Raw genomic sequence first — 24836 nt, forward strand, 5'->3', positions numbered from 1 at the left:
GATGTCCACCCACGCAGTCGATCCTGTCTTCCCCGCAGACCCCGCTCCGCCGCTCACCACCGACGCGATCCCCGGTCAGCGCCAGACACGCTGGTTCTGGATCGCCTTCGTGCTCGCGTGGCTCGGATCCGGCATCGCCCAGGGCGTCGCCAGTGTCGCGATCCCCCAGCTCCTCAAGGAGTGGGGCCCCGACCAGGCGACGGGAGACCTCAGCATCATCCTCACGCTCGGCGGCGCCGCCATCCTCATCACGACGCCGATCTTCGGTCGCCTGAGCGATCGATCGATGTCCCGCCTCGGCATCCGCCGCCCCTGGATCCTCTCCGGCTCGCTGATCGCCCTGTCCGGATACGTCGTGCAGGCGACCGCCCCCTCCCTCCTCGCGCTCGGGGCCGGCACCATCCTGGTCCTGGTCGGCTGGGGCGCCGTGTCGATGACGGTCCACACGCTGTTCGCCGACCAGATCCGCCGCAGCATCCGCGCCATCATGTCGGCCGTCACGGGGGCCGCCACCGCGATCGGGATCCTCGGCGGAGTGTCGCTCGCCGGAGTGGTCGCCCCGATCGGCCAGGTCGGCATGTTCCTGATCCCCGGTGGGTTCTCCGTGCTCCTGGCACTGATGCTGTTCTTCACGCTGAAGGACATCCGTCGCCGGCAGCCCGCCGACCCGATGGACTGGAGCGCCGTTCTGGCGACGTTCTGGCTGAGCCCCCGCCGCTACCCCGACTTCGCCTGGGCCTGGCTGTGCCGCTTCTTCATGACCGCATCGATCGTGTCGGTCACGAGCTACCTCTACTTGACGATCTCGGGCCGTTTCGGCATCGACGACCCGACGGAGATCGCCGCGGTGCAGGCGCAGGCCACGGCGGCCTTCACGCTCATGAACCTGGTGATGGCATTCGTGTTCGGGGTGATCTCCGACCGCACGGGCCGCCGCAAGCCGAGCGTCGTCATCGGCGCACTCGCCAGCGCGGGAGGCCTGATACTGGCGATCTCCTTCGGTGACATCGCGTTCTTCCTCGTCGGGATCGCGGTCGTCGGGGCCGGTCAAGGTGCGTACATCGCGGCCGATGTCGCCCTGATGACGGAGTGCCTCCCCTCCGTGGATGACGCCGGCAAGGATCTCGGCATCGTGGCCCTCGCCTATCTGCTGCCGGGCATCCTCGTGCCCGTTTTCGGATTCTTCGCCACCCGCATAGGCTCGCCGACAGGTGAGAACTTCGCGGCCCTCTACATCGGCGCGGTCGTGATGGCCGTGATCGCCGCATTCGCGGTCACCAGAGTGAAGGGCGTGCGATGACCGATGCTCCCCGTCTCGGCGGCACGGCCCGCCGGGAGTACCGACGCCTCTCCCGATCCGTCGACATGCCCCCGCAGACGCACCGGAAGGTCACGCGCACGGCCGACATCCCGGTCTCGGCGGACGACGGAGCCGCACTCCTCACCGACCACTGGCATGCGGAGGGATCCGACGGGCACACGGTGCTGATCCGCACCCCGTACGGGCGTGACGGCATCGCCGGGGTGGCCCTGTTCCTCGCCGAACGCGGGCACCATGTCGTGGTGCAGAGCTGCCGGGGCACGTTCGGGTCGGGAGGAGTGTTCGACCCGCTGCACGACGAGGTCTCCGACGGGCAGGCGACGATGCGGTGGTTGCGCGCGCAGCCGTGGGCGACAGGACGCGTGCACTCCTGGGGCGGAAGCTACTTCGGCGTGACCCAGTGGGCCTACTGCGACGGCGACGTGCGTCCGGACGCCCTGGGCATCGCGATCTCGGCGCGGCGGTTCGACGACGCGATCCTCTACCCGGGCGGCGGATTCTCGATCGACACGCCGCTCACGTGGGCGTACGCGCTGGACATCCAGGAGCGGTCGCTGCCGTCGAAGGCGTGGGCACTGCTGCGCGCCCGCCGCGCCTTCCGTCGGGGTGCGCTCGCGATCCCGCCTGCAGACGCGGTGCGCGTGGCACGTGGCGCGGACCCGCAGTTCTTCCGCGACTGGGTCGAGCACAGCGACGAAGGCGACCCCTGGTGGGAGCCGATGCACTTCGCACAGGACGTCGAGAGCATCCCGCCGATCACTCTCGTGGCTGGATGGCAGGACCTGTTCCTGGTCGGTCAGCTGGCGGACTACGCCGCACTCCGCGATGCGGGGCGCCCGGTGCGCCTCATCATCGGCGACTGGGTGCACGGCGCCCCCGAGATCACGGTGATCGGCGCCCGCGAGGTACTGCGCTCCTTCCGCGCGGACGCCGCCGCGGAGGGCGTACGCCTCGACGTGACCGGAGGCGGTGGCCCGCGGGAGCTGGAGAGCTGGCCCCCGCCGCATTCGGCGATGTCGATGGCCCTCACCGCCGACGGACGACTCGACCGAAGCGGTGTCGAGCGCCCCACCACCGAGCTGACATACCGCTACGACCCTGCGGACCCGACGCCGGACGGAGGCGGACGCACGCTCAATCCCTTCTCCGCCGGGCGACGCAGACAGAGCGTCCGCGAACGCCGGGACGATGTCCTCGTGTTCACCGGTGATCCACTTCCGGAAGACCTGCTCGTCATCGGAGTGCCCGAGATCGCCCTGCGTCTCGCATCGTCGAATCCTCGAGCCGACCTGTTCGTGCGTCTCTGCGAGGTCGACTCCAAGGGCGTCTCCCGAGCGGTCACCGACGGGTATCGACGTCTCTCGCCCGAGGACACCGGCACCGACGACACCGGCACCGACGAGACCGGCACCGACGACACCGGCACCGACGGGACCGGCCGTATCCGGCTCGAACTCGCGCCCCTTGCCCACCGCTTCGCCGCAGGGTCGCGTCTGCGCGTGCAGGTGTCGTCCGGCGCCCACCCGCTGCATCTGCGCAACTCGGGCACCGATGATCCGGTGCGCGATCACTCGCGCCTGATCGCCAGCGAGCAGACCGTGCGTGTGGGGGGCTCCGATCCCGCCACCCTCACCCTGCCCGCCGCGGTGACGGCCCGGGCGCACGCGGCGGCGGCGTCACCCGCCGTTCACCGCCGCGTGCCACGATGACGGGATGCCCCTCGCCCGTCGCCTGACACTCGCGGATGCCGTCGCCATCGGCCTCGGATCGATGATCGGCGCCGGCGTCTTCGCGGTGTGGGCACCCGCGATCGGGGTCGCCGGGAGCGGGATCCTCATCGCCCTCGCGATCGCCGCCATCGTCGCGTACTGCAACGCCACCTCGTCGGCGCAGCTCGCCGCCGCCCACCCCGTCGCCGGCGGCACGTATGCCTATGCCCGCGCCGAGATCGGCCCCTGGTGGGGCTTCATCGCGGGGTGGAGCTTCGTGATCGGCAAGATCGCGAGCTGCGCAGCCATGGCCATGACGTTCGCCGCCTATGCAGCCCCCGCCGGCTGGCAGGTGCCCGTCGCCGTCTCGGCCGTCGTGCTTCTCGCCGTCGTGAACTGCTTCGGTGTGACCCGCACAGCACTGGTCACCCGCATCCTCGTGGTGTGCTCGCTGCTCGGGCTCGCGGTCGCAGTCGGATTCGGTATCGCGGCCGCCCCGACGGCCTCTCCTCCTCCGCTGCCCGAGGCGACGGTCTACGGGGTGCTCCAGGGAGCCGGGCTGCTGTTCTTCGCGTTCGCCGGATACGCGCGCATCGCGACGATGGGCGAAGAGGTCGTCGACCCCGCCCGCACGATCCCCCGTGCGATCGTGTTCGCCCTGGGCGGCGCCGTCGTCGTGTACGCACTGGTCGGGTCGGTCGTCGTGCTCGTGCTCGGCGCCGAGGCGATCGGGGCGACGGCACCGCTGGTCGATCTGCTCGCCGCAGCCGGTGCGTCTATGTGGATTCCGGTGCTCCGCGTGGCCGCGGCTGCCGCCTCGCTCGGCGCGCTCCTGGCGCTGCTGACCGGAATCGGCCGCACGACCCTGGCGATGGCCCGCGAGGGCGATGTTCCGCGGTTCCTCGCGAAGATCGACCGGAACCACCAGGTTCCGCAGCGCGCCGAGATCGCCATCGCCCTCGTCGTGATCGCCATCGTGCTCGTCGCCGACCTGCGCGGTGCCATCGGCTTCTCGTCCTTCGGTGTCCTCCTCTACTACCTCATCGCGAACGCCGCGGCCTTCCGGCAGCGCGGGCGTGCGCGACGCTACCCGCGAGCGCTGCAGGTTCTCGGTGCCCTCGGATGTCTGGTCCTGGTGAACACCCTGCCCGTGTTCGCGTCGATCATCGGCACCGCCGTCGTGCTGCTCGGCATCGGATACCGCCTGCTGCGTCTGCGGCTCACACGGGCCTGAACTCCTGGGGCGCTGAGCTCCTCGGGGTTGAGCCCTCGGGGTTGAGCTCTCACGACTCCGGGGCTCCGCCTGTCCGATCTCAGCCGCGCGTCTCGGAGCGGTACACCCGCGGCGCGATGCCGAGCACAGCCTGGAAGTCCCGCGTGAGATGCGCATGATCGGCGTACCCGAGTTCTGCGGCGATCGAAGCCAGGTCGACTCCCGGCTCGTCGCGTACCCGCTGCGCCGCCTCCTGCAGGCGCCGACGCCGGATCATCGCGGCCGGCGAGAGCCCGACGTGGCGGTGCGTCATGCGCTGCAGGGTCCGCACCGAGACCGCCAGGCGTGTGGCGGCCTCCTCTGTGGTGAGGGCGGCCCCGTCTCCCATCAGCACCTCCATGGCGGCATTGACCTGGCGTGCAGGTTCGCCAACCGGTCCCACACGCTTCTCGAGCCACCGGGAGAGAGCCTGGACCGCCCGTTCCCGGCGCCCTTCACCCGCCTCCATCGCGTCGGCCACGGCACGGCGGAGGTCGGCGACGTCCTCTCCCGCGTCGAGCACCCGCTCCGCGTCGACCAGGGATGACGGATCGTCGATCAGCGCGACGACTGCTGCCGGTCGCAGAAGGGCACCGACAGCCCATCCGCTCCCCCGCAGATCGCGGTGGGACAGGCGGGTGGTCGCGCCCGACAGCGTCACGGCATCCGCATCGACGACGAGGTTGAGCGCCGGATAGGCGACGACCTCCTGCCGCGACGAGCGCCCGGGCTCGATGTCCCACTCCGGAATCCAGAACCACGCGACCAGATCCGCCACCGACGACGGTGCCGGCAGCCGATGGAACTGCGGCAGGCGTGCGGGATACAGCACACCGCGACTCGGGTTCACCATGGGCCCAGCGTAGGCTCCGGACCCGACATCCGGATGCTGTCGCAGATCTTCAAGCCACCGCCATCCCGACCCGCCTAACGTGGCGGCATGAGCACTGACGACACCACGAACGACACCGCCGCGAACACCTCCGCGAAGACCCCGACGATCGGGGCGAACGGGACATACACGACGAACGGCCGCCCGAACAGCGCCACCTCCCTCACGCCCTTCCTGGCGATCCCCGACGCGAAGCAGGCGATCGAGTTCTACCGCGACGTCTTCGGCGCCCGCGTCATCGACGTCACGGAGTTCGGCGGGGTGGTCGCGCACGCCGACCTCGACTTCGGTCTCGGCCTGCTCCAGCTCGGAGAGCCGAACCCCGACTACCACCTCGTGCGCTCCCCCGACGGCGACGACGACTGCTACTCCATGGGTCTGTACGTCTCGGACGTCGATGCGGTCGTCGAGAAGGCCGTCGCCGCGGGAGCGGCCGTGCGTGAAGCGCCCGCGCCCTTCGTCTCGGGCGACCGGTTCGCCAGCATCCGCGATCCGTTCGGTGTGCGCTGGTCGGTCATGACCCGTGTCGAGGACATCTCCGACGAGGAGAGCAGCCGCCGGGTGGCCGAATGGGCAGCGTCGTTCAGCGCGGAGCCGACGGACGGCGCGAGCTGAGCGACCTCTCCGCCGCGCGATACACCGCCGGCAGCAGCGCCTCGGCTGTGCGGCGATACCCGAGCGCGCTCGGATGGAAGCGGTCGAGGCTGAACATCGCTTCGGGCTCGTCGAAGAACATCGATCCCACCGCGTGGCGCAGATCCACCGGCTCGGCGCCCGCCTGTCGGGCCGTCTCGTCCTGGATCTCGGCGAGACGGCGCGACAGGCTCGACGCGATCCGCCGGAGGGGCTGCGGCACGGCGCGCAACGCACCGAGGTCGGGGCAGGTGCCCACGACGACCTCGGCACCCATCTCGCGCAGCCGGCGGATCGTCTCGTGCAGATGCTGCGCGGACAGCCCCACCGGCAGCCGGTGGGTCACGTCGTTCCCTCCGACGACGATCACGGCCACGTGTGGGCGGTACTCGGCGGGCAGGGCGTCGAGCTGAGCAGGGAGATCGGGCGACTCCGCACCGACCACTGCCGCCGTGCGCAGCCTCACGGGGCGGTGCATCCGGCGTCCTGTCGACTTCGCCAGACGCCCGCCGAGCGTCTCCTTGCGGTGCTCGGCTCCGAGACCCGCGGCGATCGAGTCGCCGAGCACCAGCAGGTCGAGGGGCGCTCCGTCGAGACCTCGACGCCAGAGGCGATCCGCATCGAGTGCTTCCTCCCCCAGCGGCTTCCCGATCCGCCGTCGCGCGAGCGCCGCCTGTCGGCGGAGCACGAGCCGTAAGCCGATGAGGAGCGCGACGAGTGTCACCCCGGCCAGAACGGGGATGCGGAAGCGGCTCACGCCCTGATTCCATCCCGACACCGTGAACGCGGCGTGAACGGGATCCGGCGACGACCCCGGCTCGTCAGGAGAGCGGCTTGAGCTCCAGCTCGCCGGCACCGGCGGAGACGGTCGCGAAGGCGGTGTAGCCGTCGGCAGCCGATCGCTCCAGCAGCGCCTTGACGTTCTTGGTGCGTCGCTCGAGCCGCACCCTGGCCCCGCCGGCGATCAGTGCCGCCTTGTGCCGGACCAGCTCGTGCACCGGAACTTCGGCATCGTGGATGAGCACGACCGCCTGCGCCCCGGCATCGGCCTCATCGGCGATCAAGTCGACCAGGCGTTCGAATCCGAGCGAGAAGCCCACCGCCGGTACCTGCTGCCCGAGGAAGCGCCCGATCATGCCGTCGTACCGGCCGCCGCCACCGAGCGAGTACCCGACGGAGGGGTGCGCGAGCTCGAAGATCGTGCCCGTGTAGTACCCCATGCCACGCACGAGGAACGGATCGAAGACGAGCGGGATGTCGGACTGCCCGCGCCCCGCGGCCACGGCCTCGCCGATGCCGACCAGGTGCTCGACCAGCTCGGCCGGTGCCCCCTCGGGCAGCGCCCTGCGGACCTGCCGCTCGCCGAACGGGTGGTACTCCATGGTCTGCGGGCGGCGCAGGAAGGCGTCGAACGCGTCGGCGGCCGCAGTCGAGGCACTGCGCTCCCGCAGCTCGGCCGCCACCCCCTCGGGGCCGATCTTGTCGAGCTTGTCGATCGTGATGAGCACCCCTGGGCGCTCCTCCGCCGTGAACCCGAAGCTGTCGAGCATCCAATCCAGAACCCGGCGGTCGTTGATGCGCACGGTCGCGCCCTCGAGGCCCAGCGCGTCGACGGCGTCGAGCGAGGCGACCATCAGCTCGGCCTCGGCGCGCGAGGAGTCATCGCCCATGATGTCGATGTCGCACTGCACGAACTGACGGTAGCGGCCCTTCTGCGGACGCTCGGCGCGCCAGACCGGACCGATCTGGATCGAGCGGAACACGGTGGGGAGCTGGCCACGGTTGCTCGCGTAGAAGCGCGCGAGCGGCACGGTCAGGTCGTACCGGAGGCCGAGATCGGAGAGCGCGGCCGGGTCGTCGGCGGCGGCGCGGATCGCATCGGCATCGAGACCACGGCGCAGGATGTTGTAGGAGAGCTTCTCGTTGTCGCCGCCGATACCGGCATGCAGTCGGTCGTAGTCCTCGACGACGGGCGTCTCGATCTCGTCGAACCCGTGCGCGAGGTAGCGCTCGCGGATGACGGAGAGCACACGCTCACGGCGGGCCTTGTCGGCGGGGAGGATGTCGCGCATGCCGCGCGGCGGATTCACGGTAGCCACGGTTCCATCTTCCCAGGTCTGTCGGCGTCGTCGCGCCGGGCGTCAGGACGCGGCTTCGGCCGCGCGCACGTCGTCTTCGAGCACCCGCAGCCGCTCGCGCAGCGCCCGCTCGGCATCCCAGCCCTCGGCGCGCGCCGTCGCGACGAGGGCGAGGAGCGCTTCGCCGAGCTCCGCTTCCGAGTCCGGCGAGAGGGCGGCCGGTGTCGGGTCGATCGTCACGCCCGCACCGGCGGCGCGGCCCGCGAGCTTCTGCGCGAGCGCGAGCGCCGGCATCCCCCGCGGCACACCGTCGAGCACGCTGCGTCGTGTGCGCTTCTCGGCCGCCTTCGCCGCGTTCCAGTGCACCAGTACCTGTTCGGGGGTGTCGGCGACCTCCCCGGCGAACACGTGAGGATGGCGACGCACCATCTTCTCGGTGAGCGTGCGCGCCACATCGTCGATGTCGAACGGATCATCCGGGTCCTGAGCCGCGATGGCGGAGTGGAACAGCACCTGCCACAGCAGATCGCCCAGCTCCTCGCGAAGGTCGTCGCGACTGCCGGCCTCGACCGCGTCGATCACCTCGTGCGACTCCTCGATGAGGTACGGCACGAGGTCGCGGTGCGTGATCTGCTGCGACCACACGCAGCGGTCCCTGACCGCGTGCATGGTGTCGGCGGCCTGACGGAGCGGATCCTGTGCGTCGTCGACGCCGGCATCGGTCTCGGGCTGAGCGCTCACGCTTCCTCCTCGAATCGGTCGGGCGCGGAGAGGCCCCGAGTCGGACTTCCCGTCATGATGCCTCTCAGGATGCTGCGGATGCGACCCGACGGTACCAGCGGGCCCGCAGCGACACGATGATCCCGGAGAGCACGAGAGCGATCAGCGACCCCACGAGCACGCCGAGGATCGCCTGGTCCCTGATGCCGCCGTCGTCGGCGAAGGCGAGATTCGCCAGCAGCAGAGAGACCGTGAAACCGATGCCGCCGAGGGCTCCCGCGGCGAGGATGTCGGCGAACGGCAGCGCCGGATCGGCGCCCTTGGGGCGGATGCGCATCGCCAGCCAGCCGAACAGCGAGATGCCGATGATCTTGCCCACGGGCAGGGCCACAACGATGGCCCAGAACGCCGGCGACAGCTGCGTGATCGACACGGCGGGGATCACGACGAACGCCGCGACGAACGCGAACAGCGGCAGGATCGCACCGTTCACGGTCGGTTCGAGCGCATGCCGGGTGCGACCGGCGGGAACGGGCGACATCACGAGGCCCAGCAGCACACCGGCGATCGTGGCATGGATGCCGGAGGAAGCGACCAGGCCCCAGGTGAGCACGCCGACCAGGACCATCGCCACCGCGATCAGCGGGTGCCCCTTGGCGTGCAGGAGCCGACTCAGCGCCCAGAACACCGCGACGCCGACGATCGCGAGGCCGAACAGCAGCCACTGCACGTCGTCGGCGAACAGCACCGCGATGAAGATGATGCCGATGATGTCGTCGAGGATGGCCAGCGCGAGCAGGAAGACGCGCACCCGCGACGGCAGCCCCTTGCCGAACATCGCCAGCACCCCGAGGGCGAAGGCGATGTCGGTCGCCGTGGGGATGGGCCAGCCCGGCGCCGTGGTGCCGTCGCCGCCGGCGATCAGGAGGTAGACCGCGATCGGGACGAGCACGCCTCCGGTTGCCGCGATCGCGGGCTGCACGGCCTTGCGTGGGGAGTCGAGCTCGCCGTGGGTCAGTTCGTGACGCAGCTCGATGGCCACGACGAGGAAGAAGACGGCGAGAAGACCGTCGGACACCCAGTGCGCGATGGACAGGTCGAGAGCGGTGCCGGGGATCGCGATGTGGAAGTCGAGGAAGGCGGCGAGCGCGTCGTGCGTCGGGAGGTTCGCGAGGAGCAGCCCGAGCCCGGCCGCGACGAGGAGGAGGACGGCAGGGAACTGCTGTCCGCGGAGGGGATTCGCTGAGATGCGCATTCCCCCCATCGTAGGTCGCCGGGAAGCCCCGGTGCTTCTCTCGATCGCGTGCCCGGACGCAGTCCGTCATGCGTGCAGGACACCCCTTCCCCGAGGGATACTCTCGAAGGGTGACCCCCGCACACTCCTTCTCCGAGCCCACGAACACCGAGGCCATCCGCGTGATCGGCCGCTTCGAAGCCGGCCGCGGCATCCCGGATGCGATGCGCACAGACGTCAGGATGCTCGGGCAGCTGCTCGGGCAGGTGCTGCGCGAAGCCGGCGGCGACGGCCTCTTCGAAGACGTCGAACGGCTGCGACTCGCGACGATCCAGGCCTACGACGAGGAGACCCCCGACGCGTTCGAGCGCGCGGCCGCGATCGCCGAGTCGTTCACGGTCGAGCGGGCCGACGAGGTCGCCCGCGCCTTCACCTGCTACTTCCACCTGGTCAACCTCGCCGAGGAGCACCAGCGTGTGCGCGTGCTGCGCGAGCGCGCAGGACAGCCGGGACGTGAGGACGCCGCCGACACCGTCGCGACCGCGTACGCCCGACTGCGCACCGAGGTCGGCGATGACGAGGCGCGCCGCCGCCTGGAAGGCCTCCGCTTCCACCCGGTCTTCACCGCGCACCCGACCGAGGCCCGCCGCCGTGCGGTCTCGTCGAGCATCCGCCGCCTGTCGGAGCTGCTCACGCAGCACGACGCCGCGAGCGAGGGCGGATCGGAAGAGCACCGTGCCCGCCGACGGATGCTGGAGGAGATCGACACGCTCTGGCGCACCGCTCCGCTGCGTTCCCAGAAGCCGTCTCCGACCGACGAGGTCCGCACCGTGATGGGCGTTTTCGACGAAACGCTCTTCACGACGGTGCCTCATGTGTACCGTCGCATCGACGACGCGCTCCGGGGAGAGGACTCGGGTGCCAGCGCCCCCGTCGTCCCCGCCTTCGTGCGGATCGGCTCGTGGGTCGGCGGCGACCGCGACGGCAATCCCTTCGTCACGGCGTCCGTCACGCGCGAGGCCTCGCAGATCGCGGCGGACCACGTGTTGCGCGGGCTCGAGCGTGCGCTGGAGCGCATCGGCCGGACGCTCACGCTCGCCTCAGACGACACGCCGCCCAGCGCCGAGGTCACCGCACTCTGGGAGAGCTTCGCCGCTGCAGAGCCCGCGCTGGCAGCCGAGCTCGCCACCCGCTCTCCCGACGAGCCGCACCGCCGCGTGCTGCTGATCCTGGCGCGTCGCGTCGCCGCCACGCGCCGGGGTGACGACAGCGCCCAGGCGTACGCACGTCCCGAGGAGCTGCTGGCAGATCTGCGCGCCGTGCAGGCGTCGCTCGCCGATGCCGGCGCGAAGCGCCATGCGTTCGGCGGCGTGCAGCACCTGATCTGGCAGGTCGAGACCTACGGCTTCCACCTCACCGAGCTGGAGGTGCGTCAGCACTCCCAGGTGCACGCGAAGGCGCTGGCAGAACTCGATGCGGGAGAGGCCGTCAGCGCGCAGACCGAGGAGGTGCTGGAGGTGTTCCGCGCGATCGCGGATATCCAGCGCGACCGCGGGCTGCGCGCCGCCGGGCGCTACGTCGTCTCGTTCACCCAGGCCGCATCTGACCTCGCCAATGTGCACCGCCTCGCCCGCTACGCCCTCGGCGACGACGCTCCGGTGCTCGACGTGGTGCCGCTGTTCGAGACGTTCGCCGACCTGCAGGCGGCTCCCGGCATCCTCGAGGAAGCCGTGACGTTCCCGGAGTTCCGCGAGCGCATGGCCGCCACCGGCAATCGGCTCGAAGTCATGCTCGGCTACTCCGACTCGTCGAAGGACGTCGGCCCGGTGGCCGCGAACCTCGCCCTGTACGAGGCGCAGGAGAAGATCGCGCGGTGGGCCCGGGAGTCCAGCATCGAGCTGACCCTCTTCCACGGTCGTGGGGGTGCCCTCGGACGCGGCGGCGGCCCCGCCAACTCCGCGATCCTCGCGCAGCCGCCGCACTCGGTCGACGGCCGCTTCAAGCTCACCGAGCAGGGCGAGGTGATCTTCGCGCGCTACGGTGAGCCCGCGATCGCGATGCGTCACATCGACCAGGTCGCCGCGGCGACGCTGCTCGCCTCCTCCCCCACCGAGGAGGAGCGCACGAGCCGGGCGGCCGCGCGGTACGCCGAGGTCGCGTCGATCATGGACGCCGCCTCCCGCGAGCGCTTCTTCTCCCTCGTGAAGGCGGAGGGTTTCGCTCCCTGGTTCGCCACCGTGACCCCGATGGAGGAGATCGGTCTGCTCGCGCTCGGCTCGCGGCCGGCCCGCCGCGGACTGTCGGTGGAGTCGCTGGAAGACCTGCGGGCGATCCCGTGGGTCTTCGCGTGGACGCAGGCGCGTATCAACCTGGCCGGATGGTTCGGCCTCGGCACCGCCCTGGACGCCGTCGGCGATGAAGAGCTGCTCGTCGAGGCGTACCGGGAGTGGCCGCTGCTGCGCACCATGATCGACAACGTCGCGATGAGCCTCGCGAAGACCGACGAGCGCATCGCCCGCCAGTACTTGGCCCTCGGCGACCGCGACGACCTGGCACAGCTCGTGCTCGATGAGCTCGCGACGACGCGGCGCTGGGTGATCCGCCTCACCGGCGGCGAAAGTCTGCTCGAGAACAAGCCCGTGCTGCAGCGCGCCGTGCAGCTGCGCAGTCCGTACGTCGACGCGCTCTCGCTCCTGCAGCTGCGTGCGCTGCGGGCCCTCCGCTCGGCCGCGGAGGATCCCACGGGCTCCGGCGCCGACGCGGAACAGCAGCGACTGCTGCTGCTCTCCGTCAGCGGTGTGGCCGCCGGCCTGCAGAACACCGGGTGACCGACGTCGCCACCGAACCGGCGGGAACCCCCGCTTTCGGTGCCCACTAGAGTGAAATCTCTGCCGGATCCGGCACAGCCTCACGCGACACGATCGCCTGCACCACCATCCCCCACCAGAAAGCTCTTCCGCGTGACCGCTTCGTCTCCCGCCGACTTCCATCCGCTCGCCGCATCGGTGCAGCCCGTGTTCGACACGGTGCTCTCCCGCAGCCCGCACGAGCCGGAGTTCCACCAGGCCGTCCACGAGGTGCTGCACTCGATCGCCCCGGTCCTGGAACGCCACCCGGAGTACGTCGACGGCGGCATTCTCGAACGGCTCGTCGAGCCCGAGCGTCAGATCCTCTTCCGCGTGCCGTGGATCGACGACTCCGGAAAGCTGCAGGTCAACCGCGGCTACCGCATCCAGTTCTCCTCGGTGCTCGGCCCGTACAAGGGCGGACTGCGCTTCCACCCCTCGGTGAACCTGTCGATCATCAAGTTCCTCGGCTTCGAGCAGATCTTCAAGAACGCGCTCACCGGTCAGGGCATCGGCGGCGGCAAGGGCGGCTCCGACTTCGACCCGCACGGCAAGTCCGACGCCGAGGTCATGCGCTTCTGCCAGTCGTTCATGAACGAGCTGTACCGCCACCTCGGCGAGCACACCGATGTTCCCGCGGGCGACATCGGCGTCGGCGGCCGCGAGATCGGCTACCTGTTCGGCCAGTACCGCAAGGTCACCAACCGCCACGAGTCCGGCATGTTCACCGGCAAGGGCACGGGGTGGGGTGGTGCCGAAGTGCGCACCGAGGCCACCGGCTACGGCGCAGTCTTCTTCGCGCAGGAGATGCTCGCCGTGCACGACGACTCCCTGAGCGGCAAGCGTGTGGGCATCTCGGGATCCGGCAACGTCGCGATCTACGCGATCCAGAAGGCCACCCAGCTCGGCGCCACCGCGGTGACGGCATCCGACTCCTCCGGCTACGTCGTCGACGATGCCGGCATCGACGTCGACCTGCTGCGCCAGATCAAGGAGGTCGAGCGCGCCCGCATCGTCGAGTACGCGAACCGTCGCCCGAGCGCCCGCTTCGTCGAGGGCGGCAGCGTGTGGGAGGTGCCGGTCGACATCGCCGTGCCGTCCGCCACGCAGAACGAGGTCTCCCTCGCCGACGCGGAGGCACTGATCGCGAACGGGGTGCGCGCCGTCTCGGAGGGCGCGAACATGCCGTGCGTGCCGGATGCCGTCGACGCGTTCCAGAAGGCCGGCGTGCTGTTCGCCCCCGGCAAGGCCGCCAACGCCGGCGGCGTCGCCACCTCGGCGCTCGAGATGAGCCAGAACGCCTCCCGTCAACGCTGGAGCTTCGGCGACAGCGAGAACAAGCTGCGCGAGATCATGGGGGACATCCACGATGCCGCCTTCGACGCCGCGGAGCGTCATGGCGTCGCGGGCGACTACGTCGCCGGCGCCAACATCGCCGGCTTCGAACGCGTCGCCGCGGCGATGCTCGCCCAGGGCGTCATCTGATCCGTCCCTTCCTGCGACGAAAGAGCCGCCTTCCTCTTCGGAAGGCGGCTCTTCTGCGTCACGGAGCCGTCGTCAGCTCCCGTCGACCGGCACCTTGACGACCTTGTTGTACCCGGTCACCGCCTGGTTCTCGTCGAACGCGACGACCTTCTTGCGGAAGCCCTTCGTGATGATCGCGAGGTAGACGACTCCGATGGCGGTCCACACGAGGCCCCCGCGCAGAGCGTCTTCATGCAGGTTCGCCCAGAGCAGGCCGGTGAGGACCATGCCGATGCCGGGCATCACGATGAAGTTGAAGATGTCGCCGGGCGTCTTGCGACGGCCCTTGCGGATCGCGAACCAGGCGATCACCGAGATGTTGACGAACGTGAAGGCGATCAGCGCGCCGAAGTTGATCCACGCCGCGATCAGCTCCAGGGTGAACGGGATCGCCAGCAGGGAGATGGCGCCGACCAGCACGATGTTGAACGTCGGCGTGTGGGTGCGCGGGTTGATGTAGCCGAACGCCTTCTGCGGCAGCACGTTGTTGCGCCCCATCACCAACAGCATGCGCGACACCGAGGCGTGCGAGGCGAGGCCCGAGGCGAGGGTCGCGCAGAAACCGGCCGCGGTGAGCACCGCCATGAGCACGGGTCCGCCGACCAGGTTGCCGATGATCGGGAGGGTGGAGTCCTCGACGAACTGCATGTCGCCGCCGGGCGCGAACTCGTTCCAGTCGGGGAAGCGCAACTGCGTGAGGTAACCCGAGATCAGGAAGATCGCCCCGCCCAGCAGCACCGTCAACAGGATGGCCTTCGGCATGATCTTCGGATCCTTCGCCTCCTCCGCGTACATCGTGACGGCGTCGAAGCCGATGAACGAGAAGCAGACGATCGTGGCGCCCATCAGCACCGCGCCCATCGTGGCGCCGTCGTGGAAGAACGGGGTCATCGACGCGACCGTTCCCGCCCCCTCGCCGCGCATCAGCTGGGCGATCACCATCACCACGAACACGGCCATGACGACGATCGAGAACACCAGGAGGATCATGTTCATGTTCGAGGTGCCGCGCATCGTGAGGTAGATGATGGTGGTGACGAGGATGCAGTACAGCACGACCCAGATCCAGCCCGGGATCTCGGGGAACAGCGCTTCGAGGTAGCTGCGGATGATGAGGCAGTTGACCATCGGCAGCAGCACGTAGTCGATCAGCGAGGTCCACCCGACCATGAACCCCAGATTCGGGTGGATCGACTCGCGCACGTACGTGTACGCCGAACCGGCACTCGGGATCGCGCTCGAGATCTTGCCGTAGCTGATCGCCGTGAAGACCATCACGACCAAGGCGACCAGGTAGGCGGCCGGTACGACGTCGTCGGTGTCACGGGCGACCATGCCGAAGGTGTCGAACACGACCGTCGGCGTCATGTATCCGAGCCCGAGCCCGACGATCGCCCACAGACCGAGGTTTCGTTTGAGCGTTCCTCCGCCGTGCGCGAGCGGCTTCGTCTTCGTGGCCATGGGTACTCCTCGGGGGACAGCGCATGGGTCGGACTTCGGGTCGTCCGACGCTGAGCAACAGTATGGACCGGAGGTAATCGCCAGCGCTACGGTGAATTCGGTTCGAAATGCGCTTTTAACATTCCGAACGACGGCGGGATTCGAAGGAGACGCCCGACCTCACCATCCCTCGGTGAGCACGCGATCCAGCATCGCGACGACATGGTCGGCACTCTCGGCGCTGAGGCACAGGGGCGGTTTGATCTTCAGCACGTTCGAGCGTTCCGAGGTCGTCAGCACGATGACCCCCAGTTCGCGCATCCGCTCGCAGATCGCCGCAGCCTCGGCGGCGGCAGGCTCCATGGTCTCGCGATCGCGCACGAGTTCGACGCCCAGGTACAACCCCTCGCCGTGGACGACGGCGACGAGCGGATGCCGGTCCGCGAGGCCGCGCAGGCCCTCGGCGAGGCGGGCACCGATCACTGCGGCGTTGTGCTGCAGGTCGTCCTCGGCCATCGCGTCCAGCACCGCGATGCCGACCCGGCAGCTGAGCGTGCTTCCCCCCGCAGACGAGAAGAACTGGCCCTGCGTCGACAGCGCGTCCGCGATGCGCTTCGTCGTGATCACCCCGCCGATCGGATAACCGTTGCCCATCGGCTTCGCGATCGTGACGATGTCGGGCACCACATCCGCGAGCTCGAATCCCCAGAAGGTCGATCCCATCCGCCCGAATCCGACCTGCACCTCGTCGGCGATGCACAGTCCACCCGCCGCCCTGATCTGTGCGTAGGCCCCGGCCAGATAGCCGTCGGGGAGCACCACGCCTCCCGCGTTGCCGAGGATCGACTCGCACAGGAACGCGGCGACCTCTCGTCCCTCGTCCTGCAGCCGGTCGAGATCGGCAGCGAGATCGGCGAGGTAGTCGCCCGCCACGTCGGAGCCTCGATAGGTGCCGCGGAAGCGATTGGGGACATCGGCCACGTGCACCCAGTCCGGGCGCGTCGCGAGGGCGGAGGGATTGTCGTAGGCGCTGGTGCTGACCGCATCGCTCGCCATGGTCCAGCCGTGGTACGCCTCGCGCAGTGCGACGACCGTCCGCCGTCCGGTCGCGGCCTGCGCCAGACGGATCGCGAGGTCGACCGCCTCCGAGCCGCTGTTGACCAACAGGACGGTGTCGAGGTCGCTGCCCTCCGGCATCAGTTCGAGCAGCCGCTCGCTGTACTCCGCGAGATCGCGGAACAGGAACCGGGAGTTCGTGGCGAGGGTGCGCAGCTGGCGGTCCGCCGCATCCGCGACCTTCGGATGCGCGTGGCCGAGACCGGCGACGTTGTTCACCATGTCGATGTAGGTGCGCGCGGTGGTGTCGACCAGGTGGTGCCGCCAGCCGCGCTCGATCTGCGGCGGGTGCGCGTAGTAGCGCTCCTGCGCCGCCGCGAAGATGCGCTCACGGCGCGCCTGCTCCGCCGCCGATTCATCCCGCTGGGCGAAGGAGGGCAGCCCGAGCAGCGGCGCAGGATCTGCGGTGAGGCGGCGCCAGGCCGCGACCCGATCGGGGGCGATCAGTGCCGCTCCGTCCGCCTGGCGCTCCGGAGCGTCGTCGCGGTGGATTCCGACGGTCAGGCGCCGCGGCTCGAACGACGCGGCGAGCCACGCCACGGTCTCCCCGGTACCGACGGGGCGCTCGCGCCGCTCCTCCGCATCGAGACCCGAGACCTCCAGCACCCATTCGTGGGCGTCGTCCGGACCGGTGAGGTCGAGGGCGAAGCGGGCGATCTCGCCCCGCTGCGTCACCCGTGCCTCTGTCGGCGCCACCACCCGCACCCGCGGGCCAGGAGGCAGATGCAGTTCGGTCGCGGTCGCCCAGGTGTGCCCCGGGTCCGCCTCGTCGACGGTCGCGCGGGTCAGGCGGAACGCCCCGTACGGCATGACCGCCACAGCGGCGCCGAGGTCGAATGCATCGGCGACCAGAGCGTGCTCGACCGATTCCTCGAGCCAGCGCCCGTTGTCGAGGGCGGCGGACTCGACACCCGGATCGATCACGGCCACGCGACCGGTGAGATCCGGCAGCAGTGCGCGCAGCGGAGCCTCGTCGTCGTCCCCTGCGAGTTCGGGCGCGGAGAATCCCGGGGCGTCGATCCCGACCGCGGCGAGCACGTGCTCGGTCATCTCGACGAGCGGCAGCAGCGTCGCGGCGTCGAAGATCGCCTGCTCGCCCGCGACCCTCTCACGCGCGTAGTCGTTGTCCCCGTCGATCTCGAGCTGACGCCACCCGCTCGCCACCAGCAGGGCAGCGCGCAGCACCACGAGCGGCCAGGCCGCCCTCGCCTCCGCATCGCTCAGCGGCACCTGGCGATGGAAGGCCGCGATCGTCTCGATCACCCGCAGCGGCCGCTCCGGCTCGTGGTGCAGCATCGATGCCGCGCACACCGCCAGTTCGGCGACGCGCCAACCGAGCCCGAGGTCGCCGAGGTCGAGCACCGTGCGCGGGTGCAGCCGTGCGTCGTCGCCCCGCTCGCCCATCACGTTGTCGTCCGTGAGGTCGCCGTGGATCGTCTGCACGGGGAGCCGGTCGGCGAGAGGTTCGACGGCGGCGTGCGCCTTGGTCGCGGCGCGCAGCACCCGTCCCCGAAGTGCGGCATCGGCGATCGACGGCGCGAGCGCATCGATCTGTTCGTACGCGACGCGCATGTCCCACATCTGCCGACGATCCAGCCCGGGGTGTCGGAGCGGTTCCAGCGCGCGCACGGAGGCGGCGGCGAGCGCGCCGAACTCCGCGAGCACGACGGGTGCGAGATACCCGGAACCCACCATCGGCTCGCCCGGCGCGAACTCACTGCGCCGCGCGGCGAAGCCGTTCCAGCGCTGGGTCAGCGCGCCGTCGAGGCCGGGGAGCACTGCCGGTACGCGAACGCCGGCAGCGCGGTAGGCCTCGAGAGCGACATGCTGGGCGTCGCGTTCGTCGTCGCCGAACACCGGGTTGTCGATCCGCAGCACGCTCCTCGTGCCGTCTTCTGCCGTGAGCAGGAAGTTCCGGTCCTGGTTGCTGCCGAGCTCTTCCGCCGTCGCCGTCATCCCCCAGCACTCGAGCGCGATGCGCGCGGCATCGGCCGTATCGACGTCGGGACGGACCAGGCCCACGCCCGCCGTCATGCGCGGTGCTGCCCGCGGTGCGCGTCGTCGAGGCTCACGTCGTGGGCATGCCGCGCGAGCGAGCTGCCGTAGCGCTCGGTCAGCTGCACCATCAGGTCGGGGGTGTCCCGATCGACGCCGAAGACGTGCCCCGGGAAGTCGAGATCGGGCTGTGCCGCCGCGATCTCCTCCTCACGGTCCGGCGAGAACAGCTGTGCGGGGTCGCCCACCGCCACCCAGCCGATCGGCACGACCGTGCCCTCCGGCAGCACGGCGCGACGGAGCACGATGGCGTTCACACGCACCTCACAGCGCGGCCCGATCAGCGAGCCGTTGAACAGCCGCGACCCCGAGGCGAGGAACGTCTCGTCTCCCACCGTCGCGCCCGCGATGCTCGACAGCGTGCCGATCAGGGTGTGCGACCCGATGTGCACCGCATTCGCCGCCGTCGCCCGGATGAGCGCATTCTCCATCACGATGACGTGCTCGCCGAGCGTGATCGCCCCGCCCTCGGCGGTGATGACGGCGCCGTGCAGAACCTGGCAGCCCGGCCCGATCTCCACATCTCCGGAGACGACGGCGGTGGGGGCGATGACGGCGGTGTCATGGACGCGGGGCCGAGCCCCGAGGTGCTCGTACAACATGCGGCCAGACTAGTACCGCGGCCCCCCGTCGCGCGCTACTCGGCCTTGGCGGGCTCGGGGAAGATCGCGGTGAACAGCTGCCCGACCCACTCGAGCAGCTGTGCGTCGGGGAGCGGCTCGAGACCCACCCCGACCGCCGCGGGGACGGTGGGCATCGGCACGACCAGCGCCTCTCCCCCGGCCACGAGCTTCGCCTTCGGGTAGAGCCGCTGCAGCCGCACCTTGATCGAGTCTTCGAGCCGCGCGGGCGCGATGCGCAGGTTCGAGCCCATCACGACGACGTCGGTCAGCCCGACCCGGGCAGCGCGACGGCGCAGACGCGAGATCGCCAACAGGCCTTCGACCTCTTCGGGCGGCGTGCCGTAGCGGTCGACGAGCTCTTCGACGACCAGGTCGATCGCCTCATCCTTGGCGGTCGCCGCCGAGGCGGCGGAGAGCTTCTGGTAGGCCTCGAGCCGCAGCCGCTCGCTGTCGATGTAGTACTCGGGGATGCGCGCATCCAGGGGCAGTTCCAGGCGCAGCTCCTGCCCGGTCTCGACCTCGTCCCCGCGGAACGTCGCCACGGCCTCGCCGATCATGCGCAGGTACAGGTCGAAACCGACGCCCGCGATGTGTCCGGCCTGTTCGGCGCCGAGCAGGTTGCCCGCCCCGCGCAGTTCGAGGTCCTTCAGCGCGACCTGCATGCCGGAGCCCAGGTCGTTGTTGACCGCGATGGTCTGCAGGCGGTCGGCCGCGGTCTCGCTCAGCGGTTTCATCTCGTCGTACAGGAAGTACGCGTAGGCCCGCTCGCGCCCTCGTCCGACGCGGCCACGCAGCTGGTGCAGCTGACTGAGTCCGTACTTGTCGGCGCGGTCGATGATGATCGTGTTCGCGTTCGCGATGTCGAGACCCGTCTCGATGATGGTCGTCGAGACGAGCACGTCGAACTTGCGCTCCCAGAAGTCGTCGACGACCTGCTCGAGCTGGTGCTCTCCCATCTGTCCGTGCGCGACCGCGATCCGGGCCTCGGGGACGAGTTCGGCGAGCTCGCTCGCGACGCGCTGGATCGACTGCACCCGGTTGTGCACGAAGAAGATCTGCCCTTCGCGCAGGATCTCGCGACGGATCGCCGCGGCCATCTGCTTGTCGCTGCGCGGGCCGACGAACGAGAGGATCGGGTGCCGGTCCTCCGGCGGGGTCGCCAGCGTGGACATCTCCCGGATGCCGGTGACCGCCATCTCGAGCGTGCGCGGAATCGGCGTGGCACTCATGGCGAGGATGTCGACGTTGGTCTTCATCTTCTTGAGCGCGTCCTTGTGCTCGACGCCGAACCGCTGCTCCTCGTCGATGATCATCAGGCCGAGGTCCTTGAACATCACCTGGTCGGTGAGGATGCGGTGGGTGCCGATCACCATGTCGACCGAACCCTCGAGCAGGCCTTGCAGAGTGAGACGCGCCTCCTTGTCGGTCTGGAAGCGCGACAAGGGCCGCACCTTGACAGGGAAGCCGGCGAAGCGCTCGGTGAACGTCTCGAGGTGCTGCTTCACCAGCAGCGTCGTCGGCACGAGCATCGCGACCTGCTTGCCGTCCTGGATCGCCTTGAACGCCGCCCGGACCGCGACCTCGGTCTTGCCGAAGCCGACGTCGCCCGAGAGCAGCCGGTCCATCGGGATGGGCCGTTCCATGTCGGCCTTGATCTCGTCGATCGTCTGCAGCTGGTCCTGTGTCTCCGCGAACGGGAACGCCTCTTCCAACTCGCGCTGCCACGGGGTGTCCGGGCCGAACGCGTGGCCCTTCGCGCTCATGCGCGCGGAGTAGAGCTTCACGAGCTCGACCGCGATGTCGCGCACGGCCTTGCGCGCCTTGCCCTTGGCCTGCGACCAGTCGCTGCCGCCCATCTTCGAGAGCGTCGGGGCCTCGCCGCCGACGTACTTCGAGAGCAGATCGAGCTGATCCGTCGGCACGAACAGCTTGTCGCCCGGGTAGCCGCGCTTGGACGGCGCGTACTCGAGAACGAGGTAGTCGCGGATCGACTTGGTGGCGTTGCGCCCGCCGGTGGACACCTCGCGCTGGGTCATCTCGACGAAGCGGCCGATGCCGTGGGTGGCGTGCACCACGAAGTCGCCCTGCTTGAGCTGCAGCGGGTCGACCACGTTCTTGCGCCGCGAGGCGAGCTTCTTGACGACACGCTGATCGCCGCCGATGGTCCGGCCGTAGAACTCGTTGTCGGTGAGGACGGCGAGCTTCGCCTCGGCCACCTGGAAGCCGGCTTCGACGGATCCGGTGACGAGGGTAGCGACACCGCCCTCCGGTGCGTCGGTGAGCGTCTCGACCACCCGGGCGGCCAGGCCGCGGTCGGCGAGCACGTCGCGTGCGCGATCGACCAGACCGTGACCGGCGGCGATCACGACCACCCGCCAGCCGTCGGTCACCTTCGCCTCGACGAACGAGATCGCGCCGTCGACGTTGCCGTGGAATGAGGGGATGACGGCGGCGCCGAGGTTGGTGGCCTCCGCATCGCCCTCACCGAGCCCGGCACCGAACGGGCTGAGCCGCCACCACACCCCGCCCCGGTCGCGCACGACCTCGCGCAGCTCGGCGATGGTCAGGAAGTCACCGGCCCCCAGATCGATGGGCGCGGAGGCGCCGGAGGTGGCGGCGCTCCAGGCGGCGTCGAGGAACTCGCGGTTGGTGTCGCCCAGGGTGATGGCGCGCGCACTCGATCGCTCGGGATCGATGACCGCCGTGGCGCTTCCCGCCGGCAGGTACTCGGCCAGCGACTTCAAGGGTCCGGCGACCGCGGGGAGCAGCGACTCCATGCCTTCGACCGGGATGCCCTCGGCCATCTTCTCGAGCATGCCCGAGATCGCCGGGAAGCCGCCGACGAGTGCGCGGGCCCGATCGCGGACCTCGGCCGTGAGCAGCAGTTCGCGGGTGGGCGGCAGGTCGACGCCGGTGACATCACCCGGAAGCGAGCGCTGGTCCGCGACGGAGAACGCACGGATCTGGTCGATCTCGTCGCCGAAGAACTCGACGCGATAGGGGTGCTCCGACGTGGGAGGGAAGACGTCGAGGATGCCGCCGCGCACCGCGAACTCGCCGCGCCGCGACACCATGTCGACGCGGGAGTACGCCCGTTCGACCAGCTGCTCGACCACGCGGTCGAGTTCGTGCCCCCGGCTGCCGACGCCGAGTTCGAGCGGGGCGATCTCGCCCAGGTTGCCGGCGATCGGCTGGAGCGCGGCCCGCACGGACGCGACGACGACGAGCGGGTGGTCGCCCGACCACTCCGCGATCCGGCGCAGCGTCTGCAGACGCTGACCGACCGTGTCCGGGCTCGGGCTGAGCCGCTCGTGCGGCAGCGTCTCCCAGGCGGGGAACGTGAGGATGTCGGCGTCGGGCAGGTAGGCGTGCATCGCCAGCGCGAGGCTCTCCGCCCGCCTCCCGGTGGGGACGACGGCGAGGAGGGCGGCCGGGTGTCCCGCCGCCGCCCTCTTCTCGAGCAGGCCGGCGAGCGCCGGGGCGTCGAGCCCGTCGACCAGGCCGAGGTCGGCGTCGGTGCGCGCCCAGCTGAGGGCGTCACGGTACAGAGACGCCTCTTCCAAGGCGCGCAGAATCCCCGGAACAGTCACCGGACAAGACTAGTCGCGCCCACGGACACTCCGGCCGCCACGCCCGTCGAGGAACGCCAGCCTGCCTAGGCTGTCGGGATGGAATCCGTCGCCCTCACCACGCCCCGACTCGTCCTGCACGCCCCGACGGAGGCGGACATCGACGCGATCACCGAAGCGTGCCAGGATCCGGAGATCCCGCGCTGGACCACCGTGCCGAGTCCGTACACCCGCGAGGACGCCGCGCAGTTCGTGCGTCTGTCAGCCGCGCAGTGGGACGCCGGTTCCGAGGTCGTCTGGGGCATGTATGCGGACGGCGAGCTCGTGGGCATGATCGGTCTTCACAACATGACCGATCACTTCACGGGCGCGACCGCCGAGCTGGGCTACTGGGTGACGGCCGGCGCACGGGGCCGCGGATATCTCACCGAAGCAGCAGCGGCCGTGATCGATTGGGGTTTCGTCGGACTCCGGCTCGTCCGCATCCGCTGGCAGGCCGTCGCGGGGAACATCCCCTCGGCCCGCGCCGCCCGGGCCCTCGGCTTCCGCTACGAGGGCCTGCAGCGGCAGGCGCTGACGAGCCCGCGCGGGCGCGACGACGGCTGGACGGCCGGCCTCCTCCCCGGGGACGACCGCACGCCGGTCGACTGGCCGATCCTCTGAGGGGTGCGCCCACCGGATGACAGCGTCGGCGCCCGATGACAGGATGAACCCATGCCGGAGATGCCGGAAGTCCAGGGCCTGACCACCTTTCTCGCCGAACGCGCCGTCGGGCACACCATCACGCGCGCGACCGTCTCGGCGATCGCCGCGTTGAAGACCTACGATCCTCCGATCAACGCCCTCCAGGGAGCCACGATCACCGCATCCGCGCGTCTGGGCAAGTTCGTCGTGCTCTCCTGCGGCGACGAGCTGCACCTGGTGTTCCACCTCGCGAAGGCCGGGTGGCTGCGCTGGTACGAGACGCTCCCGACCACGCTCATCAAACCGGGCAAGTCCCCCATCGCCCTGCGGATCGCCCTCGACGACGGCAGCGGTTTCGACCTCACGGAAGCGGGGACCAAGAAGTCGCTCGCCGTGTACGTGGTGCGCGATCCGCAGGAGGTGCCCGGCATCGCCCGGCTCGGACCCGACCCTCTCGACGCCGCGTTCACGCGCGAGGCGTTCGCCGACCTGCTCGAGGATCGGCGCATGCAGATCAAGGGGCTGCTGCGCGATCAGGCGGTGATCGCGGGCATCGGCAACGCGTACTCGGACGAGATCCTGCACGCCGCGCGCATGTCACCGTATGCGATCGCCGGAAAGCTCGACGACGCCGAGATCGACCGCCTGTTCGGGGCCATGCGCGAGACGCTGACAGAGGCGATCGCCCAAGCCTCCGGCAAACCGCCGGCGGACCTGAAGGATGCCAAGCGCCGCGGCATGCAGGTGCACGCGCGTCGAGGAGAAGCCTGCCCGGTGTGCGGAGACACGGTCCGCAGCGTGTTCTTCGCCGACCGCTCGCTCGAGTACTGCCCCACCTGCCAGACCGGTGGCAAGGTGCTGGCCGACCGTCGCCTCTCCCGACTGCTGAAGTGATGGCGGACGCGCCGCACGGTGAAGTCGTCTGTCGCGGAATGATCTGTCGCGGAATGAAATGCGCCCGAACGCGTTGAGTACACTCAGAACAACAACGTGCTCCGGGGTCGGTGGGAATCCGAACCGGCGGTGACAGTCCGCGAGCGTCTCGAGAGATCGGGATGCCGATCCGGTGGAATTCCGGGACCGACGGTGATGCGAGGGCGACCTCGCTAGTCCGGAAGGGAGGCAGCACGAGACGCATCC

Annotated in this window: 17 protein-coding genes and 1 riboswitch; of the genes, 8 read left to right on the top strand and 9 right to left on the bottom strand. The window is 70.0% G+C overall.

The window, feature by feature from the left end:
* Window position 1: 1 nt before the first annotated feature.
* From MST3598_RS12055 to MST3598_RS12065, 3 genes are read left to right on the top strand one after another with little or no spacing between them, the layout of a single operon-like run.
* Entirely contained in the window at window positions 2-1300 is a 1299-nt protein-coding gene (locus MST3598_RS12055; protein WP_029260404.1) for an MFS transporter, read from the top strand.
* On the top strand, window positions 1297-3030 hold the full coding sequence (locus MST3598_RS12060; protein ID WP_096359594.1) for a CocE/NonD family hydrolase: 1734 nt from the start codon (window positions 1297-1299) through the stop codon (window positions 3028-3030). Before MST3598_RS12055 ends, MST3598_RS12060 begins: the two co-directional genes overlap by 4 nt.
* Window positions 3031-3034: 4 nt before the next feature.
* Entirely contained in the window at window positions 3035-4264 is a 1230-nt protein-coding gene (locus MST3598_RS12065; RefSeq protein WP_029260406.1) for an APC family permease, read from the top strand.
* A gap of 79 nt (window positions 4265-4343) precedes the next feature.
* On the opposite strand, the gene MST3598_RS12070 is transcribed toward MST3598_RS12065, so the two are convergent.
* Window positions 4344-5135 (bottom strand): helix-turn-helix domain-containing protein, encoded by a 792-nt coding sequence (locus tag MST3598_RS12070; protein WP_029260407.1) that lies wholly within the window; start codon window positions 5133-5135, stop codon window positions 4344-4346.
* An 87-nt stretch (window positions 5136-5222) separates the two neighbouring features.
* Between MST3598_RS12070 and MST3598_RS12075 the strand changes: the two genes are divergently transcribed.
* A complete protein-coding gene (locus tag MST3598_RS12075) occupies window positions 5223-5789 on the top strand; it encodes a VOC family protein (protein ID WP_029260408.1) in 567 nt (188 codons plus the stop codon).
* Here MST3598_RS12075 and MST3598_RS12080 read toward each other — a convergent pair.
* From MST3598_RS12080 to nhaA, 4 genes are all read right to left on the bottom strand, one after another.
* Window positions 5758-6564 (bottom strand): SGNH/GDSL hydrolase family protein, encoded by an 807-nt coding sequence (locus tag MST3598_RS12080; protein WP_029260409.1) that lies wholly within the window; start codon window positions 6562-6564, stop codon window positions 5758-5760. The two genes, MST3598_RS12075 and MST3598_RS12080, sit on opposite strands and share 32 nt — an antisense overlap.
* 64 nt (window positions 6565-6628) lie before the next feature.
* Window positions 6629-7879, bottom strand: coding sequence for a histidine--tRNA ligase (gene hisS / locus MST3598_RS12085; protein ID WP_029260410.1), 1251 nt, complete (start codon window positions 7877-7879; stop codon window positions 6629-6631).
* Between the two features lie 69 nt (window positions 7880-7948).
* Window positions 7949-8554 (bottom strand): MazG family protein, encoded by a 606-nt coding sequence (locus MST3598_RS12090; RefSeq protein WP_231494491.1) that lies wholly within the window; start codon window positions 8552-8554, stop codon window positions 7949-7951.
* A 136-nt stretch (window positions 8555-8690) separates the two neighbouring features.
* Window positions 8691-9860, bottom strand: a complete 1170-nt coding sequence (gene nhaA, locus MST3598_RS12095; protein WP_029260412.1) for a Na+/H+ antiporter NhaA — start codon at window positions 9858-9860, stop codon at window positions 8691-8693.
* A gap of 110 nt (window positions 9861-9970) precedes the next feature.
* Between nhaA and MST3598_RS12100 the strand changes: the two genes are divergently transcribed.
* Both MST3598_RS12100 and gdhA read left to right on the top strand, forming a co-directional pair.
* Entirely contained in the window at window positions 9971-12667 is a 2697-nt protein-coding gene (locus tag MST3598_RS12100) for a phosphoenolpyruvate carboxylase (RefSeq protein WP_029260413.1), read from the top strand.
* A 132-nt stretch (window positions 12668-12799) separates the two neighbouring features.
* On the top strand, window positions 12800-14170 hold the full coding sequence (gdhA, locus tag MST3598_RS12105; RefSeq protein ID WP_029260414.1) for an NADP-specific glutamate dehydrogenase: 1371 nt from the start codon (window positions 12800-12802) through the stop codon (window positions 14168-14170).
* A 72-nt stretch (window positions 14171-14242) separates the two neighbouring features.
* Here gdhA and MST3598_RS12110 read toward each other — a convergent pair whose 3' ends face one another.
* From MST3598_RS12110 to mfd, 4 genes are all read right to left on the bottom strand, one after another.
* Window positions 14243-15670 carry an APC family permease gene (locus MST3598_RS12110; RefSeq protein WP_231494488.1) on the bottom strand — a complete coding sequence of 476 codons (1428 nt, stop codon included), beginning with the start codon at window positions 15668-15670 and terminating at the stop codon, window positions 14243-14245.
* A gap of 159 nt (window positions 15671-15829) precedes the next feature.
* Window positions 15830-18799, bottom strand: coding sequence for an aminotransferase (locus tag MST3598_RS12115; RefSeq protein ID WP_172889154.1), 2970 nt, complete (start codon window positions 18797-18799; stop codon window positions 15830-15832).
* Window positions 18796-19422, bottom strand: coding sequence for a gamma carbonic anhydrase family protein (locus tag MST3598_RS12120; protein ID WP_029260417.1), 627 nt, complete (start codon window positions 19420-19422; stop codon window positions 18796-18798). Before MST3598_RS12120 ends, MST3598_RS12115 begins: the two co-directional genes overlap by 4 nt.
* 35 nt (window positions 19423-19457) lie before the next feature.
* The gene (mfd, locus tag MST3598_RS12125; RefSeq protein ID WP_029260418.1) at window positions 19458-23033 is read right to left on the bottom strand and encodes a transcription-repair coupling factor; all 3576 of its coding nucleotides are present in this window, start codon (window positions 23031-23033) and stop codon (window positions 19458-19460) included.
* A 78-nt stretch (window positions 23034-23111) separates the two neighbouring features.
* On the opposite strand from mfd, the gene MST3598_RS12130 reads away from it, so the two are divergent.
* Together MST3598_RS12130 and MST3598_RS12135 are read left to right on the top strand one after the other, a co-directional pair.
* Window positions 23112-23675 carry a GNAT family N-acetyltransferase gene (locus tag MST3598_RS12130; protein ID WP_029260419.1) on the top strand — a complete coding sequence of 188 codons (564 nt, stop codon included), beginning with the start codon at window positions 23112-23114 and terminating at the stop codon, window positions 23673-23675.
* A 51-nt stretch (window positions 23676-23726) separates the two neighbouring features.
* The gene (locus MST3598_RS12135; protein ID WP_029260420.1) at window positions 23727-24590 is read left to right on the top strand and encodes an Fpg/Nei family DNA glycosylase; all 864 of its coding nucleotides are present in this window, start codon (window positions 23727-23729) and stop codon (window positions 24588-24590) included.
* 93 nt (window positions 24591-24683) lie between these two features.
* Window positions 24684-24828: riboswitch (FMN riboswitch) on the top strand.
* The last annotated feature ends 8 nt before the right edge of the window (window positions 24829-24836 follow it).

Origin of the sequence: Microbacterium sp. TPU 3598, assembly GCF_002356155.1 — a bacterium.
GTDB lineage: Bacteria > Actinomycetota > Actinomycetes > Actinomycetales > Microbacteriaceae > Microbacterium > Microbacterium maritypicum_A.